Origin of the sequence: Pantoea sp. BAV 3049 (genome assembly GCF_009765445.1) — a bacterium.
Lineage (GTDB): Bacteria > Pseudomonadota > Gammaproteobacteria > Enterobacterales > Enterobacteriaceae > Erwinia.
The window spans coordinates 3,977,353-3,998,780 of sequence record NZ_WHOY01000031.1 but is presented as its reverse complement, the minus strand read 5'-3'; the positions used below and the strand labels follow the sequence as shown (position 1 = coordinate 3,998,780).

The following is a 21,428-nucleotide window of genomic DNA, read 5'->3' as shown; positions in this document are numbered from 1 at the left end:
CATAGTCTTTATAACGATTATCAGGAAACCGACATGCGTAACATTCTCCGCACCGCTTCTTTATTATTTTTCATTGGGTTACTGCCTTTCTCCTCCTATGCCGACCGCCAGGTTACCGATCAGTTGGGTCGCCAGGTCAGCATTCCGGATCGCGTTAACCGCGTGGTGGTACTGCAACACCAGACACTCAATCTGCTGGTCCAGCTGGATGCCACCAAAACCATGGTGGGGATTTTAGGCAACTGGAAACAGCAGTTGGGTGATGGCTACCAGCGCCTGGTGCCGAAACTGACCAGCCTGCCAACGCTGGGCGACCTGACTCATGTCGACCTGGAAAAACTGGTCGCCCTGCACCCTCAGGTGGTGTTTGTCACCAACTATGCCCCGCAGGAAATGATCGATCAGATCCAGCATCTCGGTATTGCAGTGATTGCAATATCACTGCGTGCAGGCGACGAGAAGCAGGAAAACCGTCTCAATCCACAGCTTCAGGATGAAGAACAGGCCTATAATCAGGGCCTGAAGGACGGTATCCGGCTGATCGGCACCGTGGTTAACCACCAGAAGCAGGCGGAAGATCTGATCGGCGCCACCTTCAGTCAGCGCCAGGAAACCAGCGATCGCCTGAAAAGCATCCCGGCCGCCCAGAAGATCCGCGTCTATATGGCGAATCCTGACCTGACTACCTATGGCTCTGGCAAGTACACCGGCCTGATGATGGCTCATGCAGGCGCAATGAACGTCGCGGCGGCCACGGTCAAAGGTTATAAACAGGTTTCGATGGAGCAGATCCTCGCATGGAATCCTCAGGTAATATTTGTGCAGGACCGCTATCCGCGAGTGATTGACGAAATCAACCAGCAGCCAGCCTGGAAGGCCGTGGATGCGGTTAAACATCACCGGGTTTATCTGATGCCGGAGTATGCCAAAGCATGGGGCTATCCGATGCCGGAAGCGCTGGCGCTGGGAGAACTGTGGATGGCGAAAAAACTTTATCCGGAAAAATTCAGCGATATTGATATGCAGAAAAAAGCCGACAGCTGGTATCAGCGCTTCTATCGCACCCACTATGTGGGCAGCAACTGATGAACGAACTGCGGGTACTGGCGGCCGGCAGCCTGCGGGTTGTCTGGCCCAGGCTGATCGCCGCGTTTAATCAGCAAAATGAGTGTTTCGTGGACACCGCTTTTGGTCCTGCCGGCCTGCTGCGTCAGCGTATTGAGCAGGATGAACCCTGCGATCTCTTTGCCTCGGCAAATGTGGCACACCCGCAGGCCTTACTGGCGGCCGGTAAAGCGATCGGCGTTGCGAATTTCACCCATAACCAGCTCTGCCTGAGCATCAGGGCGGATCTGGCCATCACAGAACGGGACTGGCTTGAGCTGCTCAGCGATCCGACACTCCGCGTGGCAACTTCCACCCCACTCAGCGATCCTTCTGGTGATTACACCTGGGAGCTGTTTGAACGTATTGAACAACATCATGAAGGAACGGGGAATTTACTGAAGCAGCGAGCGTTACAGCTGGTTGGCGGACCGGACAGCCCGGCGGTTCCGGCAGGTGAGCTGGCGGCCAGTTGGGCCATCAACAGCCATCAGGCTGAAATTTTTATCGGCTATCAGAGTTATGCGCCGCTGATTGCCAGGGAAAGCGGCATCGTTACACTGGATATCCCGGCACCTTACCAGGTCAGGGCTGATTACGCTCTGGCGGTCTGCCACAGTAAAGCCCAGCCGCTGGCTGAGTTTCTGGTATCACCCCAGGCACAGGAAATTTTACAGAAAGCGGGCTTCAGCCACTAAAATATAAAACGCCTGATGAGATTCATCAGGCGTTGATTGCAGGCTGAAGGTGCATCCAGTCAGTTACTGACGGCTGTCATTAGCCTGACGGAGAAGAGTCCGGCTCTCCAGCATAAAGCGCTGGGCGTAATCGCCAAACCAGTGCTCCACTTTACGGAAGCTGTCGATAAATGCCTGTTTATCCCCCTGCTCCAGCAGCTTAATCGCCTCACCAAAACGCTGGTAGTACCGTTTGATCAGCGCCAGATTGCTTTCCGAAGACATAATGATGTCTGCATAAAGTTGCGGATCCTGGGCAAACAGCCGCCCGACCATCGCCAGCTCCAGACGGTAAATCGGAGAAGACAGGGCCAGTAGCTGCTCAAGCTGCACGTTCTCTTCAGCCAGATGCAGACCATATGCAAAGGTGGCAAAGTGGCGCAGCGCCTGGATAAACGCCATATTCTGATCGTGCTCGACGGCACTGATGCGATGCAATCTCGCTCCCCAGACCTGAATCTGCTCCAGGAACCACTGGTAGGTTTCCGGCTGACGACCATCACACCACACCACAACCTGCTTCGCCAGACTGCCGCTGTCCGGTCCGAACATCGGATGCAGACCAAGAACCGGACCGCTGTGCGCGGCCAGCATCGCCTGCAGTGGGCTGTTTTTCACCGAGGCCAGATCGACCAGAATACAGTCTTCCGGCAGTGGCGGCAGGCTGGCAATCACCAGCTCAGTCAGATGGATCGGCACGCTGATGATCACCATCCCGGCATCAGCCAGCATGCTTTCACCCTGCTCCCAGTCCTCTTTATCCAGGATTTTCACCTGATAACCAGACAGGGTCAGCATCTTTTCAAACAGACGCCCCATCTGGCCTTTGCCCCCGACAATCACTACCGGGCGCAGGTCAGGATTCAGCGTCTTGAAGCCTTTATCGTTCTCGCTGGAGTAGGATTCCCGCATCACACGGCGCAGAACATCCTCAATCAAATCCGGCGGCACGCCCAGCAGTTCGGCCTCTTTACGCCGTGAAGCCAGCATTGAAGCTTCACGTTCAGGCACATAAATCGGTAATCCGTAACGGCTTTTCACCTCGCCCACTTCGGCAACCAGCTCCAGCCTTTTGGCCAGCAGATCGAGCAGCGCTTTATCAACTTCATCAATTTGATCGCGTAGCGCGGTCAGTTCAGCCACCATAATTAACCCTCATGCGACAAACGCGCCGCCAGCACCCCGTCCAGATCCTGATGGATTTCACGCAGCAGCGACTCGGTTGTTTCCCAGTTGATGCAGGCATCGGTAACGGAAACGCCGTAGCGCATTTCACTGCGCGGCTGCTCGGATGACTGGTTACCCTCGTGAAGATGGCTTTCCAGCATCAGACCCATAATAGAACGGTTGCCATCTTTGATCTGCGCAACGGCAGACTCAGCCACGCCGGACTGACGACGGAAATCTTTGTTAGAATTGCCATGGCTGCAATCTATCATCAAGGACGGGCGGAGTCCCGCCTGAAGCATCTCTTTTTCACACTGGGCAACATCTTCCGGGCCGTAGTTCGGGCTCTTACCCCCCCGCAGGATCACATGGCCATCAGGGTTACCCTGAGTCTGTAACAGGCAGACCTGGCCGCTCTGGTTGATCCCGACAAAACGGTGCGGCATTGCTGCGGCACGCATGGCATTGATCGCTGTGCCAAGGCTGCCGTCGGTACCATTTTTGAAGCCCACCGGCATTGACAGGCCAGAGGCCATTTCACGGTGAGTCTGAGATTCCGTGGTCCGCGCACCAATGGCTGACCAGCTGAACAGATCGCCCAGGTATTGCGGGCTGTTCGGATCCAGTGCTTCAGTCGCCAGCGGCAGGCCCATTTCCACCAGATCCAGCAGCAGGCGACGGGCAATGTGCAGACCGGCTTCCATATCAAATGAGTTATCCATGTAAGGATCGTTGATTAATCCTTTCCAGCCGACGGTGGTACGGGGCTTTTCAAAATAGACGCGCATAACGATATACAGCTGATCCTTCAACTGGTCAGAGAGAGTTTTCAGGTGACGGGCGTAATCCAGAGCGGCTTCGGTATCGTGGATGGAACAGGGGCCGCAGACTACCAGCAGGCGGTGATCTTTACCGCTGATGATGTTGGAAAGGGTCTGGCGGGAATCGGCGATCTGCGCTTCCAGAGCGGCATTCAGCGGAAACTGTTTTTTCAGCTCTTCCGGGGTGATCAGAATCTGTTCTTCAACGATATGTACGTTATTCAGCGCGTCTTTTTGCATGATAGTCATCCTGTTTATCTCGTTATGCGTCGTTCAGCCCTCAATGAGGTGTTGAATAATGTATCAGAACCGGTACGAAACTCAATCCCTGCATGTACACTTTAATTACCACAATATAATTTCCGGCAAATGAAATTTAAAATTACTTTTAATTTCAATTAAATAAAACAAAATAACCAATTACAATCAAACCATCTGGATGTACAATTATGTTTACACCAAAGGCGTAAGGCGTAAGGCGTAAGGCGTAAGGCGTAAGGCGTAATCAGCATCCGTTTTTTTCCTGCTTAAGCAAAGATTTGCGACTGGTGTGCCCGTAGACCGGATTGAGCAGCATCACCAGCAACGAAAGCATACAGAACATCAGCAGAGCAGGAGCAGCACCCGCCAAAGCATAAAGCTGGCCAAACAGAACTGAGCCCGCCACCTGTCCCGCCGCGAGCATCAGAAAAACCAATCCCACACCTGAAGCCGGAGCATTTTTATTAGCCGCAGCGCCGCAGACCAGCAGCACGCCGGAGAGGGTAACGTAGCCAGCACCACACAGAGCGACGACCGGAATGAACCACCACCACGGCCCCTGTATCCAGGCCAGCATGGCAAGTGGCAAAGCCATAAACAGCAACGAAATCCGGTAGACCTGTTTCATACCGATGCGGTCAGCTACCGGCCCGGTCAGCGCACCAAAGATCCCCGCCCCACCCGCGATCAGCCACAGGAGGCTGACGGATTGCGCGTTCACACCAACTTGCTGGCGTAAAATTTGCGGGCCAAAACTCCACCATGCCGCGCTGGTGCTCCCGCTGACCAAGGCAATGATCATCAGTCGCAGCATTGCCGGTCCGGGCATCCTCTTCCGCCAGGTTTTTCTTTCCGCACGGTTTTTCATTCTGTCGTCGGGCAGGTAAAGCATCACCGGCAGCAGACATAACAGCGCTATTACGCTGAAGAGAAGACAAGCCGCTCGCCAGCCACCGGGCAGATAAAGCAAAACCGGCACGGACAGAATAATTCCCGCGCTGGTTCCGGCATTGATAACAGTGTTCATTTGCGGCTGCTGATGCCCGGTGATCCGGCGACTGACCGCCGAGGCCAGGGAAGGAGAAGCCACGCCAGGGCTCAACCCGGCAATAAACAGCCCCACGGCAAGCATGAGGGGAGAGAACGAAAATGCCAGCATCAGCATGCCGCCAGCCGCCAAAATAGCGGCCGCAGCGGCCAGCCAGCGTGGGCCAAAACGTTCAGTGAGTATCGGTGCGCCGGTTATTGCCAGACAGTAGGCAGCAAAACTGCTGGCAGAGATCACCCCTGCCGTCCCGGTGCTGAACGGAATATCTTTCACTACGGCAGGCAACATCAGCCCCCAGGCGAATCTCGCCATCCCGTAGGTGACAGCGATCAGTGAGAAGCCGGTCAAGCCCAGTTTCAGAGAAGCTCTCATGACTTTTTACCGCTGGCTGCCAGGAGTTTTTCTGCAGCCTCTCCGGCATAAATCGCCGCCTGGGGGCCGATGACCAATGCAGAAGTAATGGCCCCTTCAAACAGCATCCACACCGCATCGGAAAGCCCTGCGGCAGGTGAGTTTCGCAAACAGGCCGCAATGTATTCACGCTGTCTGTAACGGTAATCCAGCGCCAGCGCCGACAGCCGCCGATCTTCTTCAGCATATTCGCCCCAGGCTTTCAGGAAAAAGCATCCTGAGGAGCCATTTTTCTGCATCCACTCACCCTGAACCGCAAAAAGACGGCTGATAGCTTTTGGCTCTTCGGGTGGAAGCAGTGCGGCAAAAAAGCGGTTTTGCCGTTCAGCCAGCACTGCCTCTGTCAGCATCTCCCGCGAGGGAAAGTACCGATAAAGCGTTCTGGTAGAAACTCCTGCTTCACTGCAGATCCGATCCGTACTGGTCGCATGGAATCCATTGAGATAGAACAACCGCTCTGCGGCCTGGAGGATATCTTGTTTTTTATTCATTCACTAAAAGTAAACCGATCGTTTTACTTTTGCAAAATTTCCGGTGGAATAAAATCTTTTACCCGGAGATAAATCGATTCGTAAATTTTCACCTGCGGACTTATGATGAAGATATATAAGGACAAATAAGGAGGTCAGCCATAAAAGTGATCTACCGCCCTTTTGCCGATTCAGATGCCCGGGAATTTGCCAACGCCGTCACTACCTCGCTGGACACGCTTAAACCGTGGTTGTTATGGGCTCATGAGGGATTTAGCGAAGAAGATGCCCGTAAATGGTTTGCCGCCACTCATCTCCTGCGGGACAAAGGCGCAGCGAACGAACTGGGCCTGTTTGCCGAAGATGGCCGCTTACTGGGCGGTGCCGGGCTGCGTTACTCCAGCATTGATCACAACCACTGCTCTGTGGGCTACTGGGTACGCAGCAGTGAGCAGCGCCAGGGCATCGCCACCCAGGCCGTGCAGTACCTGGTCGATCTGGCGTGGCAAAGCCCGGAAAGAGACACGGTTGAGATCCTCGCCGTGGCGGAAAATGCCGCCAGCCGCCGTGTGGCAGCCAAATGCGGCGCTGATTTCATCGGCATTCAGCACGGCCTGATCGTGTCAGACAGCGGCCCGGTCAACACTGCTGTCTACCATTTCCGCAGGCCGCAGTAACGCAGACAGGCGCCGGAACTGCTGTCCGTGCTCGTCAAAATTATCCTTTACCAGCCAGAGAGAAATAGCCTGTTCGATGGCTGGCCATTCACCATCCAGAATCGAAAACCACTGCGTATCACGCGAGCGTCCCTTGCGGGTCATCATCTGCCGGAAAGTGCCTTCATAACGGAACCCAATCCTTTCAGCCGCCTTACGGGAAGGGGCATTCAGCGAATCACATTTCCATTCCAGGCGGCGATAGCCCAGCGCAAAGGCTGTCTTCAGCAGCAAATACAGCGCCTCGGTGCCAACTATGGTGCGTTTCATCAGCGGTGACCAGGTCAGGCCCCCCAACTCCAGCGAGCCATTAATGGTATCGATGCGCATATAGGAGGCCAGCCCCACAGGACGATTGCGACGGGCACAAAAAATAGTGAAGGTGACCCAGTGAGCTTCTGCCGCCCGCTTATGCAACCAGGCCCGGAAAGCCTCAAGCGTTGCTGGTCTCTCCTCTGTCAGATAGGTCCAGTCGCGGCCGTCAGGTGCTGAAGCATAGGCGGCGTAGAGATCGCTGCAGTGTTTAGCCGTATCCAGAGGCTCCAGGCGGCAGTACTGCCCAGCTACCGTCTGACGCTGAGGCAATATAGCGGGTTGCCAGTCCGGCAATGCCGGGCCGACGGGCTGGTTGTACTGATTCATTTGCTGCATCGCAATCGGGCTCCTCTGCGGGTGAAGCTCCAGCATACGAAGTGGACTTCTGCTTGCCAAGCCGCCGTGCTGAAATTTGCGCGGCCTCTCTTAATCCGGCCCGAAAGTTCGATGTTGTCAGCTTGTTAAGGCTGCTGTAGCATCCTCTTTTACCTGAACAGGAAGATAAGATGAACTCCCCCCTCCGCCTTGCCCTTGTTGGTGATTATCGTTCCGATGCTGTTGCTCACCAGGCTATTCCCCCCGCTGTCGAACTTGCCGCCGCCTCCCTGAATCTTCCGGTGATTGCAGAATGGCTGCCAACCGAATCCGTCACCAGTTCTGCCGTTCTTGAGAATTTTGATGCCATCTGGGTCGTGCCCGGCAGCCCTTATAAAAACGATCGTGGCGCCTTCCTGGCTATCACTTATGCCCGTGAGAATAACGTGCCGTTTCTTGGTTCGTGTGGCGGCTTCCAGTACGCAGTGGTGGAATATGCCCGTAACGTAATGGGCTGGAGCGATGCCGCTCACGCAGAGACCGACACCGAAGGGCGTTTAGTGATTGCCCCGCTGAGCTGTTCACTGGTGGAGAAAACTGGTGATATCGTGATCGATCCTGACACCATTATTGCCCGCGCCTATGGCAAGCTCAGCACGCACGAAGGCTACCACTGCAATTTCGGCGTGGATCCGGATTTTATCTCTGAGCTGGCGGATTTCCCGTTGCGTATTAGCGCATGGGATGGTGAAGGAGACGTGCGCGGCATTGAACTGCCCGATCATAAATATTTTGTTGCCACGCTGTTCCAGTCTGAACGCGCTTCGCTACGTAATGAGCTGTCACCACTGGTTGTTGATCTGCTTAAAGCCACACAGCGATAAATTGCAGGCATAAAAAAAGGGCCAACCTTTCGGTCAGCCCCTTGTTCACTATTAACTTAGGATGCTGCTTTAGCGCCCAGACGTTCTTTGATACGTGCAGACTTACCGGTACGCTCACGCAGGTAGTACAGTTTGGCCTTACGTACGGCACCACGGCGTTTAACAGCAATGCTGTCAATCACAGGTGAGTGAGTCTGGAATACACGCTCAACACCTTCGCCGTTAGAAATTTTACGAACAGTGAATGCAGAGTGCAGACCGCGGTTACGAATAGCGATAACCACGCCCTCGAATGCCTGCAGACGTTTCTTTGAACCTTCAACGACCCATACTTTCACTTCCACGGAATCACCCGGACGGAATGAAGGTACGTCCTGTTTCATCTGCTCTTGTTCGATTTGCTTGATAATGTTGCTCATAATTTAATCTCTTATCCTGGGTAAACTGATATTCAGGCACCGCGACTACTGCCGGGACTGCCCATCATCGTTATGTTGCTGGTTGAACTCCTTGCGGAATTCGGTCAGCAACTTTGCTTGCTCTTCAGTCAGAGCCAGGTTTTCCAGAAGTTCAGGTCTTCTCAGCCAGGTACGGCCCAGCGACTGTTTCAGACGCCAGCGGCGAATTTCAGCATGGTTGCCCGACAGCAGAACTGGCGGAACCTCCATCCCTTCTAACACTTCAGGTCGGGTGTAGTGCGGGCAATCCAGCAACCCATCGGAAAATGAATCTTCCTCGGCTGACGCCTGCTTCCCCAGTACGCCGGGTATAAACCGGGCGACCGAGTCAATCAACGTCATCGCTGGCAACTCCCCACCACTGAGAACATAATCGCCAATCGACCATTCTTCATCGATTTCGGTTTTGATTACGCGCTCATCAATCCCTTCATAGCGACCACACACCAGAATTAACTTCTGACTGGTCGCCAGCTCGCAAACCCCATCTTGATCGAGTTTGCGACCCTGAGGTGAAAGATAAATCACCCTGGCGCCTTCTCCTGCCGCCGCTTTTGCTGCGTGGATGGCATCCCGTAAGGGCTGAACCATCATTAGCATCCCCGGTCCGCCGCCGTAAGGACGTTCGTCCACGGTACGGTGCCGATCATGAGCAAAGTCACGAGGACTCCAGCTCTGGATGCTGAGCAGGCCATTTTTTACTGCCCGGCCAGTTACTCCGTAGTCGGTAATTGCGCTGAACATTTCAGGGAACAGGCTGATTATGCCTATCCACATCGACTGCGCCGGTGTTTTACCGCTTTGTCCGGAGCTCAAAAACCAGGATCCCAATCTACTTCAATGGTGCCGGTAGTGAGATCGACATTCTTGATAACCTGTCCATCAAGGAACGGTATCAGCCGCTCCTTCGCACCGAATGCATCCTTCAGGTTTGCCTTTACGACGAGAACGTCGTTTGAACCGGTTTCCATCAGCTCTGTGACTTTACCGAGTTCATAGCCCTGGGTGGTGACAACCAGGCAACCGATAAGGTCTTTCCAGTAATAGTCGCCGTTGTCCAGCGCGGGCAACTGCTCAGAATCCACGACAATTTCGCAATTAGTCAGCAGACCGGCAGTATCACGATCGTCAATGCCTTTGACTTTGATGATCATATCCTGATTGTGGCGCTTCCAGCCTTCCAGCTCGATAAGCTGCCATTGACCCGACCGCTGGATAAACCAGGGTTGATAGTCAAAAATGCTTTCGGCATCTTCGGTGGAGGAAAACACTTTGAGCCAACCACGGATACCGTAGGCCGATCCCATCTTTCCCAAAATTAATGGGTTAGCAGGCGTCGACGCGGTGAGTTGCTTGCTCATGTTGACCACCGTGACAGATTAAGCTGCTTTCTTAGCTTCTTTGATCAGCGCACCAACGCGATCAGAGAGAGTTGCGCCCTGGCCAACCCAGTGCTCAATGCGGTCCAGATCCAGACGCAGTGCTTCAGCCTGACCAGATGCGATCGGGTTGAAGAAACCAACGCGCTCGATGAAGCGACCGTTGCGAGCATTACGGCTGTCAGTGACGACTACCTGATAAAACGGACGCTTTTTAGCGCCGTGACGTGCCAAACGAATTGTTACCATAACATCCTCTTTAGTTAATAAAACAACCGGGCCCCATTGAGGGAACGGGGCCCGGATGCAATATAAAAAGCCCGAAAATTTTACTCATTTTGGCGCAAAAAGCAATCTAATTCGCCTGAGTGGTTTTCCGGCTTACTTAACGGCCCGGGAAGCCCGGCGGCATCATACCCTTCATGCCGCGCATCATCTTCGCCATACCGCCCTTCTTCATCTTCTTCATCATGCGCTGCATGTCGTCAAACTGCTTCAGCAAGCGGTTAACATCCTGCACCTGCATACCAGAACCCGTGGCGATACGACGCTTACGGGAACCTTTGATGATCTCTGGCTTCTCGCGCTCTTTACGGGTCATGGAATTGATCATCGCTTCCATTCGCACCAGCACTTTGTCATCCATCTGCGACTTAACGTTATCCGGCAACTGACCCATACCTGGCAGCTTACCCATCAGGCTGGCCATGCCGCCCATATTGCGCATCTGCTTCAGCTGATCCAGGAAATCGTTCAGGTCGAAACCGTCACCCTTTTTCAGCTTGCTGGCCAGTTTCTCTGCCTGCGCGCGGTCAACCTTGCTCTCGATATCTTCGATCAGCGACAGCACGTCGCCCATGCCGAGGATACGGGAAGCGATACGGTCCGGGTAGAACGGCTCCAGGGCTTCGGTTTTTTCACCAACACCCATAAATTTAATCGGCTTGCCGGTGATATGACGGATTGAGAGCGCAGCACCGCCACGGGCATCACCATCAACCTTGGTCAGGACCACACCGGTCAGCGGCAGCGCTTCGTTAAACGCTTTCGCCGTGTTGGCGGCATCCTGGCCAGTCATGGCATCGACCACAAACAGAGTTTCTACCGGATTGATCGCGGCGTGAACCTGTTTGATCTCGTCCATCATCGCTTCGTCTACGTGCAGACGACCTGCGGTATCGACCAGCAGCACATCGTAAAACTTCAGTTTAGCCTGCTGCAGAGCGTTTTTAACGATGTCAACCGGCTTCTGGCTCAGGTCTGACGGGCAGAAATCCACCCCAACCTGTTCGGCCAGCGTTTCCAGCTGCTTGATGGCTGCAGGACGATAGACGTCAGCAGAAACAACCAGCACTTTTTTCTTGTGCTTCTCGCGCAGGAACTTACCCAGCTTACCGACGCTGGTGGTTTTACCCGCCCCCTGCAAACCAGCCATCAGCACCACGGCCGGCGGCTGGGCGTTCAGATTGAGCGTGTTGTTTTCGGCACCCATGGCGACGACCAGCTCATTCTGCACGATTTTTACAAACTCCTGACCCGGCGTCAGGCTTTTGTTGACGTCCTGGCCCACCGCGCGCTCTTTAACGCGGGCGATGAAGTCACGCACTACCGGCAGCGCTACGTCCGCTTCCAGCAGTGCCATACGAACTTCACGCAGGGTGTCCTTAATGTTGTCTTCTGTCAGCCGTCCACGGCCGCTGATATTGCGCAGGGTTTGCGACAATCTGTCGGTTAAATTATCAAACATCGTCTCTCGCTCACGTAATGAGAGGTCGCCAGGCGACACAATGGCGCGGATTATAACATGAAGACGCTGCGATCTCAGCCATCTGAGTTGAGATCGTTTGGAGCCAGCAGCCGCTGGCGCTATACTGATTTTTTTCTTAGTCTTACCGGTAACTGACAACCTCTATGTCCGTATTTGCGATTCTGGCGCTGCTCGCCTATTCCTTCAGCCTTGCTCTGATCATTCCCAGCCTGTTGCGCAAACAAAGCGGCTGGCGGCGTCTGGCGGTGATATCGGCCACCATTGCGCTGATTTGCCACGCCATAGCGTTGGAACAGCGAATTTTTGCTATGAACAGTGGTCAGAATCTCAGCCTGCTGAACATTGGTTCGCTGGTCAGCCTGCTGATTTGCGCCATTATGACCATTGTGGCGTCACGTAATCGTGGCTGGATACTGCTGCCGATTGTTTACAGCTTCGCGTTGATCAATCTGGCGTTTGCCACCTTTGTCCCCAATGCCTTTATCACCCATCTGGAAACCACGCCGGGAATGATGGTGCATATCGGCCTGGCGCTTTTTGCCTATGCCACGCTGATCATCGCGGCTCTTTATGCCTTACAGCTGGCGTGGATCGACTATCTGCTGAAGAACAAAAAGCTGGCGTTCAGCAAAGACATTCCGCCGTTGATGACCATTGAGCGCAAGATGTTCCATATCACCCAGGTGGGCGTGGTGCTGCTGACGCTGGTACTGTGCACCGGTCTGTTCTACATGCATGACCTGTTCAGCCGCGAGAATGTGGACAAAGCCGTGCTGTCGATCCTCGCCTGGTTCGTTTATATCGTTCTGCTTTGGGGTCACTATCATGAAGGCTGGCGCGGTCGCCGCGTCGCCTGGTTCAATTTTGGCGGGGCATTTTTGCTGACCATGGCCTACTTCGGTAGCCGTATGCTGCAGCATTTCCTGACCTCCTGACCCACAACCACAAGGAATTCCTTCGTTGGAACAAGTTTCAACTACCTCCCTGATTATTATTCTGGTGATCATGGTTCTGGTATCAGCCTGGTTCGCCGGTTCTGAAACCGGCATGATGACGCTGAATCGCTATAAGTTACGTCATCAGGCTAAAAACGGCAGCCGTGCCGCCCGCCGCGTCGAGAAATTGCTGCGCCGCCCCGACCGCTTACTCAGTCTGGTGCTGATCGGCAACAACCTTGTCAATATTCTCGCTTCTGCTCTGGCCACCATTGTCGGGATGCGGATCCATGGCGACGAGGGCGTGGCCATTGCCACCGGTATTCTGACCTTCTGCGTGCTGGTGTTTGCCGAAGTTCTGCCAAAAACCATCGCTGCGCTCTATCCGGAAAAAGTCGCCTTTCCGAGCAGTCTTCTGCTGGGGCCGCTGCAGGTAGTGATGATGCCGCTGGTCTGGCTGCTGAACACCATTACCCGCATCCTGATGCGCCTGGTGGGGATGAGAACCGAAGGTGCGATCAACTCTGCGCTCAGCAAAGAAGAGCTGCGCACCATCGTCTATGAATCGCGCTCGCTGATGTCCCGCCGTAACCAGGACATGCTGCTGTCAGTACTGGATCTGGAGAAAGTGAACGTTGATGACATCATGGTGCCGCGCAATGAAATAGTCGGTATCAACATTAACGATGACTGGAAGTCAATTGTTCGCCAGTTGACCCACACGCCACATGGGCGCGTGGTGCTGTATCGTGACTCTCTTGATGACGCCATCAGCATGCTGCGCGTGCGCGAAGCCTACCGCCTGATGACCGAGAAGAAAGAGTTCACCAAAGAAGTGATGCTGCGCTCGGCAGACGAGATTTATTATGTGCCAGAAGGCACGCCGCTGAACGTGCAGCTGGTGAAGTTCCAGCGCAACAAGAAGAAAGTCGGACTGGTCGTTGATGAGTATGGCGATATCAAAGGTCTGGTGACCATTGAAGATATTCTTGAAGAGATCGTCGGTGACTTCACTACCTCGATGTCGCCAACGCTGGCGGAAGAAGTGGTGCCACAGAATGACGGATCGGTGCTGATTGAAGGCAGCGCCAACATTCGTGAGCTGAACAAAGCGTTTAACTGGAACCTGCCGGAAGAAGAGGCACGTACGATTAACGGGATGATTCTGGAAGCGATTGAGGACATCCCCCTGCCGGACACCACGGTGCACGTTGGCCACTACGCGGTCGATATTCTCGACGTGCAGGAAAATATGATCAAACAGGTAAGGATTACGCCGCAAAAGTCGCTGAAAGAGTCGGTAGGATCGTAAAGGCAGATGGTAGAATCCGCCCCTACAGGTCAACTGCTGGGGAAGGATTTACCGTCCCGGAGGCCAGGACGGTAAAGCTGAAAACTAAATGTGCAGCTCTTTCAGCTTCTCTTTCGGCAGCGCCAGCTCGTCGTTATGGTTAACGCGAATGTCGTTGTCGATAATGTGGCGGGCGATGTCCTGCGCCTCATCTAAAGAGTGCATTTCATAGGTGCCGCACTGGTACTCATTCAGTTCCGGAATTGTGCGCTGGTCTGTGACTTTCAGCACATCCTGCATCGCCCCTTTCCAGGCTTTCGCCACGCGCTGCTCGTCCGGCGTACCAATCAGGCTCATGTAGAAACCGGTTCGGCAACCCATTGGGGAGATGTCGATGATTTCCACGCCTTCACCGTTCAGGTGGTTACGCATAAAGCCGGCGAACAGATGTTCCAGCGTGTGGATACCGCGTTCTGGCATCACTTCTTTGTTCGGCTTGCAGAAGCGCAGGTCGAAAACGGTAATGGTATCGCCATGAGGAGTGTTCATGGTCTTGGCTACACGTACCGCAGGAGCCGCCATGATAGTGTGATCGACGGTAAAGCTATCCAGCAATGGCATATTGTTACCTCAACTAAATGAATTTATTTTTGCAACGATGAAACTTTCTCTGTCGTCACGGGTCTGAATATATGAAAGACGCGCATTTTGTTATCATCATCCCTGACAACAGAGATGTTAATTTTGGCCACATTGATGTGGCCATTTTCTTTTGTGCTAGCTTCTGCTCTTCAGAAAATCCTCAAAGCTAAGCGTATCACTTTCTTCAATTTCCTGCTGGTTATCGTTTGAGCGAACGGCTTCCTGTTCAAACTGAGCGTCAGTAAGAATTTCCAGCCCCTCCTCCGCCAACTGATGACGATACTGCTCCGACAGCGCCAGGCCTGTGCCGATAATGCCGTTCTCTTTCAGCGCCATCAGGAAACGTGCTGAGTAGGTCAGATCCGGATCATCGAATGAAGCCACCAGGCGGTCACAGACTTCCTGGTAATGGCGATCGCCATGCTGGCTGTCCAGCGTTTCCGCTACGCGACGTAAATCTCCGAACAGTGTTTTGCCCACTTCTTTCAGCGGGTGCTGAGCTTCGTTGCAACCCACGCCCAGCATCAGATCCGGTTTGCGTCCTTCAAGGATCACCCGGTTCCAGTTGGCACGTGTGCACAGCAGCTCTTCACTGCTCATTTCCGGCGCTTCCGCCAGCGTACACCAGATCAGAAACAGATCGAGGAAACGGACCTGATTTTCATCAACGCCAATTGGCGAAAACGGGTTGATATCCAGCGAGCGCACTTCGATGTACTCGATGCCACCACGCAGCAGAGCATCTGAAGGATTCTCACCCGATCGCGTGACACGTTTAGGGCGAATCGGCGCATAGAGTTCATTTTCAATCTGCAGCACGTTGGTGTTGAGCTGCAGCCAGTTCCCCTGCTCATCCTTCACTCCCTTCTTCGCATACTCTTCAGAAGGGGTCTTGATCGCCGCTTTGAGCGCCTTCACATAGTCTGGCAAATTGTTGAAGGTAATACCAAGGCCGCTTTGCGACTTATTGGTATAACCTAAGTCGCTCAGGCGCAATGAAGTGGCGTAAGGCAGATAGAGCATGCCTTTATCGGTGCGTTCAAAGGGCAGCGCGGTCTCTTTCCCCTGAAGGAAAGAGGAACAGATTCCCGGTGAAGCCCCGAACAGATAAGGAATGATCCAGCCAAAGCGGTAGTAGTTGCGGATCAGGCGCAGATAGCCATCAGAGATAGCTTGCTGGCCACTCTTCTCGTCCTTTACATCCACCCAGGCCTGCCAGAAGGAGATCGGCAGCGAGAAGTTGTAGTGCACGCCGGAGATCACCTGCATCAGCGAGCCATAACGATTTTTCAATCCTTCCCGATACAGCGTCTTCATCTTGCCGATGTTCGAGTTACCGTACTGCGCCAGTTCAATCTGCTGACTGTCTTCAATCAGACAGGGCATACTCATCGGCCACATCCGTTCCTCGCCAAGATCGCGCGAAACGTGACGATGAATATCACGCAGGAAAGCCAGCAGATGATCGATATTGTCATCAACCGGCGTAATAAATTCGAGCAGCGTCTCCGCAAAGTCAGTGGTTATCCACTTGTGCGTTAAGGCTGAGCCAAGCGTTTCGGGGTGTCCGGTAGTGGCCAGATGGCCATCAGGTTTGACACGCAATGTTTCGCGTTCAATACCGCGACCGATACCTTTCAATGCGTCAGGATGCGCTTCCAGCCAGGAAAGCGCCTGTGATACGTCCGGGATCAAATTGACCTCCCGCTCGGGGAAAATTTATTATTGTTCAGCATAATGTTAATCGCAGCGCGAATTATTCGCGAATCAGCGCCACCACTCCATGCCCTGTAGTGTTGCGAAAGCCAGCACAACGTAGCGAAGCGTTTTGCCTGCGGCGAGAAAAAACACCGTCGGAAGCCAGGAAAAACGCAGCCAGCCGGCCAGAACACAAAGCAGATCGCCGACGACCGGCAACCAGCTAAGTAGAAGCGCGGCAGGCCCCCATCGGTGCAGCCACGCTTTTGCTGTGTTATGCCAACGCCCCTGCTCTTTCAGAGGCAGCCAGCGACCAATGATAATATTTGTCAGGCCGCCCAGAGTGTTCCCAAGTGCGGCGATAAAAATTATTCCGGGAACAGAGACTTTTCCCGCGACCAGCAGGCCTGCCAGCAGCACTTCTGAACTGCCCGGCAACAGTGTGGCACTGAGGAAACTGCTGGCAAACATCGAACCATAACTGAGCCACTCACTCACAGCAGGCGGACATCAACGTAATCCATTCCTGCAGCCTTTGCGGCCTGGATCCCAAAATCGGCATCCTCAAACACCACACAGCGCGCCGGAGCGACCTTAATCAGCTCTGCGCAGCGTAGAAAAGTATCGGGTTCAGGTTTGTGCCGAGTGACATCATCTGCACCTACAATCGCATCAAAACAGTCACGCAGTTCTAAATGCTGCAACAAGACCTCTGCCATGGCGTGCTCGCTGCCGGTGCCTACCGCCATCGGACGGCGGCCTTTGAAGGCTTTCACTACGTCAATCAGCGGCAGTGGCCGAACGGTATCGAACAGCATCTCTTTCAGCGTGGCGGTTTTCTCAGCGGCCAGCGCCCAGGGATCCAGGCTGCTCTGATGGCTGGCAATAATCACTTCCGCGATGCGCCAGGTGGGAGAGCCATTCAGGCCTATCACCGTGCGCTCATCAAAATCCAGTCCATAACGGGCCAGCACTTCGTGCCAGGCTTTACGGTGCGTCGGTTCAGTATCGAGGATGGTGCCATCCATATCGAATATCAGACCGTCATAACCCTCGTACATACTCTTCTCCATCCTTGCACCAGCGAACGAATACTTTAGCGCAAAGCACTGAATTTGTCGCTGTCGCGATGGATCTGCAAATGCCTTGAATTACCTGGGGTTTTCCATTATCAGAATTTGGCGTCAGAAAAAACTCAGCCGATTTTTCTGATAAAATGTTGCCATTTCTGATTCAAAAACAATCAGTTGATTAAAGAGATTATAAAGAGGTAAACAACTAAAAAACTGTGGGGGAGGTAAAAACTGTTCACTTCCGGAAATGATAATCATCTCTGGTGCTGGCTGGTACAGCGTTAAACTATGCCAGTACAACGTTGCAACCAATTCATCAAAAAATATGGTGCATCCGGGAGGATTCGAACCTCCGACCGCTCGGTTCGTAGCCGAGTACTCTATCCAGCTGAGCTACGGATGCAAATGGCGGTGAGGCGGGGATTCGAACCCCGGATGCAGCTTTTGACCGCATACTCCCTTAGCAGGGGAGCGCCTTCAGCCTCTCGGCCACCTCACCATACGCACTCTTACGAGTTGTGCTTCAGAACTTTGTTTCTGCTCATCGGCACTGCGTGGCGCACATATTACTTTCCCGCACTTATAAGTCAAACAATTTTTCCCCCCACGTGTTTGATTGCACAATTCCCACGCAATACGGGTATTTTGACGACAAAAAGAGTGATTTATCAACAAGGATCAGGATGACCTTGAGCAATAAGAAGCCACCCCCGAAAGTGTGCAAGGAACAGAGAAACCGAGAGAAAAGAGAAATAATGCGCGGGGAGGGAGGAAAAACCGGTAGCGCCTCGCTGCAGCAGCGAGGCGCTGGATCCGTTAGTAACTCGTTTGCTGAGTTTTTTCGGCCTGGATACGCTGATAGATCTCTTCGCGATGAACCGAAACTTCTTTAGGGGCGTTCACACCGATGCGAACCTGGTTCCCTTTCACTCCCAGCACCGTTACAGTCACCTCATCACCGATCATGAGGGTTTCACCAACTCGACGAGTTAGAATAAGCATTCTTTGCTCCTTGAAAGATTAAAAGAGTCGGGTTAACTGTGTCGCCCGGCATTATCCATCGTATAACGCTAAATGTAGACTATGACAAATACACGACAAGTGCACCATCATACCAATACATTCTGCTGATACTTAGTTTAGCCGAAATACACACCATCAACCTGACTTTGTGTTTTTTGAGACTGCACCTGAGCGGAGGACGCCGTGAAACCCTCGCCACAGCGTCCTCAGAGGTGCCTTTTTATTGTGTTACAGTTTTGTAGTAACCCACGCTTCGACGCCAGCCAGCGCACCAGGCAGCGCCTGGGTATCTGTACCACCCGCCTGAGCCATATCCGGACGACCTCCGCCCTTACCGCCAACCTGCTGGGCTAACTGCCCCACCAGCTCACCGGCCTTAACGCGATCGGTCACATCTTTGGTAACACCAGCAATCAGCGACACCTTACCTTCATCCACGGTCGCCAGCACGATAATCGCTGATTTAAGCTGATTTTTGAGATCGTCAACCATAGTGCGCAGCATTTTCGGCTCAACGCCAGTCAGTTCACTGACCAGCAGTTTCACTCCCTTCACCTCTACGGCCTTACTGCTCAGCGAGGCACTCTCCTGCGCTGCGTGCTGATCTTTCAACTGCTGCAGCTCTTTTTCCAGTCCACGCACGTGATCGATCATTGCACGGACTTTTTCATTCAGGTTGCTGTTGTTGGCTTTAACCAGCTGAGCAATGTCCAGCAGCTGTTCGCTCTGCGCATACATCTGCTTCAGCGCGCCTTCACCGGTCACTGCTTCGATACGACGCACACCGGCGGCCGTACCAGACTCAGAAGTGATGCGGAACAGGCCGATATCACCGGTACGGCTGGCGTGAGTCCCGCCGCACAGTTCGGTAGAGAAGTCGCCCATGGTCAGCACGCGCACATGGTCATCATATTTCTCACCAAACAGCGCCATGGCCCCCAGCGCTTTGGCTGATTCAAGTTCCATGATGTTGGTATCGACAGACAGGTTGCGACGGATCTGCGCGTTAACGATCTCTTCGACCTGACGAATTTCCTGAGGCTTCATCGCTTCAAAATGCGAGAAGTCGAAACGCAGATACTTGTCGTTTACCAGAGAGCCTTTCTGCGCCACATGGTGACCAAGGACCTGACGCAGTGCTGCATGCAGCAGGTGAGTGGCTGAGTGGTTCAGGCGGATTCGGGCGCGACGCGCTTCATCCACATGCGCCGCCAGAGGCTCGCCCACGCGCAGGTGGCCGGAAGCCAGTTTGCCGACATGGCCGATGGCCTGACCGTATTTCTGCGTGTCGTTCACGGTGAAGGTGGCATTACTGCCCTTTAACTCACCGGTATCGCCAACCTGCCCACCGGATTCACCGTAGAAAGGTGTTTCATCAAGTACGATAACCCCTTCCTGGCCTGCTGCGATTTCGTCCGCTGTCTTACCGTCGACGAAGATAGCCTTCACGACAGCAGTCAGCTCCAGCTGGTCATAACCTTTAAACGTGGAAGCCGCATCAATGCGGATCACGTTGTTGTAATCGGTCCCGAATCCGCTGGCATCGCGCGCGCGCTGACGCTGCTGTTCCATCGCCTGCTCAAAACCGGCTTCATCAATTTTCAGATCGCGCTCACGGCAAACGTCAGCGGTCAGGTCAACCGGGAACCCAAAGGTGTCATACAGGCGGAACACAGTTTCGCCATCCAGCGTGTCACCCTGCAGCTTCGCCAGCTCTTCATCCAGCAGAGCCAGACCGCGTTCCAGCGTTTTGGCAAACTGCTCTTCTTCGGTTTTCAGCACCTGCTCAACCTGTGACTGCTGACTTTTAAGCTCGTCACCGGCCGCACCCATCACCTCAATCAGTGGCGCAACCAGCTTCCAGAAGAAAGTGCCCTGCGCGCCCAGCATGTTACCGTGGCGGATGGCACGACGAATGATACGGCGCAGCACGTAGCCACGGTTTTCATTCGACGGGATCACGCCATCAGACACCAGGAAAGCACAAGAACGGATATGGTCCGCGATCACCCGCAGCGATTTGCTGGTCAGATCGGTAGCACCGGTCACTTCCGCCACGGATTTGATCAGTTTCTGGAACAGATCGATTTCGTAGTTGGAGTTGACGTGCTGCAGGACCGCAGCAATTCGCTCCAGCCCCATTCCGGTATCCACCGAAGGTTTTGGCAGCGGCAGCATGGTGCCGTCAGACTGACGGTTGAACTGCATGAAGACGATGTTCCAGATCTCAATGTAGCGATCGCCATCTTCTTCCGGGCTGCCCGGCGGCCCTCCCCAGATGTGATCGCCATGGTCGAAGAAGATCTCGGTGCACGGGCCACACGGACCGGTATCGCCCATCTGCCAGAAGTTATCAGAAGCGTAGGCGCTACCTTTGTTATCGCCGATGCGAATAATACGCTCGCGTGGTACGCCAACATCGTTCGCCCAGATCTCGAAAGCCTCATCGTCGGTCTCGTACACGGTGACCCACAGCTTGTCTTTCGGCAGGTTAAACCACTGTGCACCGGTCAGCAGCTCCCAGGCGTAGCCAATGGCTTCACGCTTGAAGTAGTCGCCGAAGCTGAAGTTACCCAGCATTTCGAAGAAGGTGTGGTGACGGGCGGTATAACCGACGTTTTCCAGATCGTTATGTTTGCCGCCTGCGCGCACGCAGCGCTGCGAGGTGGTGGCGCGGGAGTAGTTACGCTTGTCCTGGCCAAGGAAAACGTCTTTAAACTGGTTCATACCGGCGTTGGTAAACAGCAACGTCGGATCATTAGTCGGGACGAGGGAGCTACTGGCTACAACCTGATGTCCCTTGCTATGGAAAAAGTCGAGAAACGCCTGGCGAATCTCCGCAGTGCTCTTGCTCATAATTGTCCTGGAATCACGCTAACGAACGTTTCGTGGGTCTGATACGCCGGCAGGGT

Annotated in this window: 22 protein-coding genes and 2 tRNA genes; 6 read left to right on the top strand and 18 right to left on the bottom strand. The window is 53.8% G+C overall.

Annotation, left to right across the window (positions count from 1 at the left end; all coding sequences use genetic code 11):
* Positions 1–33 precede the first annotated feature (33 nt).
* Both GSQ70_RS19710 and GSQ70_RS19705 read left to right on the top strand, forming a co-directional pair.
* Positions 34–1,086, top strand: coding sequence for an ABC transporter substrate-binding protein (locus tag GSQ70_RS19710; protein ID WP_158784117.1), 1,053 nt, complete (start codon positions 34–36; stop codon positions 1,084–1,086).
* The gene (locus GSQ70_RS19705; RefSeq protein WP_158784116.1) at positions 1,086–1,802 is read left to right on the top strand and encodes a molybdate ABC transporter substrate-binding protein; all 717 of its coding nucleotides are present in this window, start codon (positions 1,086–1,088) and stop codon (positions 1,800–1,802) included. Before GSQ70_RS19710 ends, GSQ70_RS19705 begins: the two co-directional genes overlap by 1 nt.
* Positions 1,803–1,865: 63 nt before the next feature.
* On the opposite strand, the gene tyrA is transcribed toward GSQ70_RS19705, so the two are convergent.
* The 4 genes from tyrA to GSQ70_RS19685 all read right to left on the bottom strand — a co-directional run bounded on the left by tyrA (position 1,866) and on the right by GSQ70_RS19685 (position 6,040).
* Complete coding sequence (tyrA, locus tag GSQ70_RS19700; RefSeq protein WP_158784115.1) at positions 1,866–2,987, bottom strand: bifunctional chorismate mutase/prephenate dehydrogenase; 1,122 nt, start codon at positions 2,985–2,987, stop codon at positions 1,866–1,868.
* A gap of 2 nt (positions 2,988–2,989) precedes the next feature.
* Positions 2,990–4,069, bottom strand: a complete 1,080-nt coding sequence (locus GSQ70_RS19695) for a 3-deoxy-7-phosphoheptulonate synthase (protein WP_158784114.1) — start codon at positions 4,067–4,069, stop codon at positions 2,990–2,992.
* A 265-nt stretch (positions 4,070–4,334) separates the two neighbouring features.
* Positions 4,335–5,510, bottom strand: coding sequence for an MFS transporter (locus GSQ70_RS19690; protein WP_158784113.1), 1,176 nt, complete (start codon positions 5,508–5,510; stop codon positions 4,335–4,337).
* Positions 5,507–6,040 (bottom strand): TetR/AcrR family transcriptional regulator, encoded by a 534-nt coding sequence (locus GSQ70_RS19685; protein WP_158784112.1) that lies wholly within the window; start codon positions 6,038–6,040, stop codon positions 5,507–5,509. Before GSQ70_RS19685 ends, GSQ70_RS19690 begins: the two co-directional genes overlap by 4 nt.
* A gap of 146 nt (positions 6,041–6,186) precedes the next feature.
* On the opposite strand from GSQ70_RS19685, the gene GSQ70_RS19680 reads away from it, so the two are divergent.
* A complete protein-coding gene (locus GSQ70_RS19680) occupies positions 6,187–6,696 on the top strand; it encodes a GNAT family N-acetyltransferase (RefSeq protein ID WP_233268368.1) in 510 nt (169 codons plus the stop codon).
* On the opposite strand, the gene GSQ70_RS19675 is transcribed toward GSQ70_RS19680, so the two are convergent.
* Positions 6,643–7,386 carry a GNAT family N-acetyltransferase gene (locus GSQ70_RS19675; RefSeq protein ID WP_158784111.1) on the bottom strand — a complete coding sequence of 248 codons (744 nt, stop codon included), beginning with the start codon at positions 7,384–7,386 and terminating at the stop codon, positions 6,643–6,645. The genes GSQ70_RS19680 and GSQ70_RS19675 overlap by 54 nt on opposite strands.
* 170 nt (positions 7,387–7,556) lie before the next feature.
* On the opposite strand from GSQ70_RS19675, the gene GSQ70_RS19670 reads away from it, so the two are divergent.
* Complete coding sequence (locus tag GSQ70_RS19670; RefSeq protein WP_158784110.1) at positions 7,557–8,249, top strand: CTP synthase; 693 nt, start codon at positions 7,557–7,559, stop codon at positions 8,247–8,249.
* Positions 8,250–8,305: 56 nt separating this feature from the next.
* Here the strand turns inward: GSQ70_RS19670 and rplS are convergent, their stop codons facing one another.
* The 5 genes from rplS to ffh form a co-directional block, all read right to left on the bottom strand.
* Entirely contained in the window at positions 8,306–8,668 is a 363-nt protein-coding gene (gene rplS, locus GSQ70_RS19665; RefSeq protein ID WP_024965502.1) for a 50S ribosomal protein L19, read from the bottom strand.
* 45 nt (positions 8,669–8,713) lie between these two features.
* A complete protein-coding gene (gene trmD, locus GSQ70_RS19660) occupies positions 8,714–9,484 on the bottom strand; it encodes a tRNA (guanosine(37)-N1)-methyltransferase TrmD (protein ID WP_158784109.1) in 771 nt (256 codons plus the stop codon).
* A gap of 35 nt (positions 9,485–9,519) precedes the next feature.
* Positions 9,520–10,068: a ribosome maturation factor RimM gene (gene rimM / locus GSQ70_RS19655; RefSeq protein WP_158784108.1), complete on the bottom strand. Its 549-nt coding sequence runs from the start codon at positions 10,066–10,068 to the stop codon at positions 9,520–9,522.
* Positions 10,069–10,086: 18 nt separating this feature from the next.
* A complete protein-coding gene (rpsP, locus tag GSQ70_RS19650) occupies positions 10,087–10,335 on the bottom strand; it encodes a 30S ribosomal protein S16 (RefSeq protein ID WP_124234201.1) in 249 nt (82 codons plus the stop codon).
* 136 nt (positions 10,336–10,471) lie between these two features.
* Complete coding sequence (gene ffh, locus GSQ70_RS19645) at positions 10,472–11,833, bottom strand: signal recognition particle protein (RefSeq protein ID WP_158784107.1); 1,362 nt, start codon at positions 11,831–11,833, stop codon at positions 10,472–10,474.
* Positions 11,834–11,997: 164 nt separating this feature from the next.
* Here ffh and GSQ70_RS19640 point away from each other — a divergent pair, with 164 nt between their 5' ends.
* Together GSQ70_RS19640 and GSQ70_RS19635 are read left to right on the top strand one after the other, a co-directional pair.
* On the top strand, positions 11,998–12,789 hold the full coding sequence (locus GSQ70_RS19640) for an inner membrane protein YpjD (RefSeq protein WP_158784106.1): 792 nt from the start codon (positions 11,998–12,000) through the stop codon (positions 12,787–12,789).
* 25 nt (positions 12,790–12,814) lie between these two features.
* On the top strand, positions 12,815–14,101 hold the full coding sequence (locus tag GSQ70_RS19635; protein WP_158784105.1) for an HlyC/CorC family transporter: 1,287 nt from the start codon (positions 12,815–12,817) through the stop codon (positions 14,099–14,101).
* A gap of 84 nt (positions 14,102–14,185) precedes the next feature.
* On the opposite strand, the gene luxS is transcribed toward GSQ70_RS19635, so the two are convergent.
* The 8 genes from luxS to alaS form a co-directional block, all read right to left on the bottom strand.
* Entirely contained in the window at positions 14,186–14,701 is a 516-nt protein-coding gene (gene luxS, locus GSQ70_RS19630) for an S-ribosylhomocysteine lyase (RefSeq protein WP_158784104.1), read from the bottom strand.
* Positions 14,702–14,857: 156 nt separating this feature from the next.
* Positions 14,858–16,417: a glutamate--cysteine ligase gene (gene gshA / locus GSQ70_RS19625; RefSeq protein ID WP_158784103.1), complete on the bottom strand. Its 1,560-nt coding sequence runs from the start codon at positions 16,415–16,417 to the stop codon at positions 14,858–14,860.
* 72 nt (positions 16,418–16,489) lie between these two features.
* Entirely contained in the window at positions 16,490–16,918 is a 429-nt protein-coding gene (locus GSQ70_RS19620; protein ID WP_158784102.1) for a YqaA family protein, read from the bottom strand.
* Positions 16,915–17,481 carry a fructose-1-phosphate/6-phosphogluconate phosphatase gene (yqaB, locus tag GSQ70_RS19615; protein ID WP_158784101.1) on the bottom strand — a complete coding sequence of 189 codons (567 nt, stop codon included), beginning with the start codon at positions 17,479–17,481 and terminating at the stop codon, positions 16,915–16,917. The genes GSQ70_RS19620 and yqaB overlap by 4 nt, the downstream gene beginning before the upstream one ends.
* Before the next feature lie 338 nt (positions 17,482–17,819).
* Positions 17,820–17,896, bottom strand: a tRNA-Arg gene (locus tag GSQ70_RS19610).
* A 3-nt stretch (positions 17,897–17,899) separates the two neighbouring features.
* Positions 17,900–17,992: transfer RNA gene (locus GSQ70_RS19605), tRNA-Ser, on the bottom strand.
* Positions 17,993–18,309: 317 nt separating this feature from the next.
* Positions 18,310–18,495, bottom strand: a complete 186-nt coding sequence (gene csrA, locus GSQ70_RS19600) for a carbon storage regulator CsrA (RefSeq protein WP_004155916.1) — start codon at positions 18,493–18,495, stop codon at positions 18,310–18,312.
* Between the two features lie 249 nt (positions 18,496–18,744).
* On the bottom strand, positions 18,745–21,372 hold the full coding sequence (gene alaS, locus GSQ70_RS19595; RefSeq protein WP_158784100.1) for an alanine--tRNA ligase: 2,628 nt from the start codon (positions 21,370–21,372) through the stop codon (positions 18,745–18,747).
* Between the last annotated feature and the right edge of the window lie 56 nt (positions 21,373–21,428).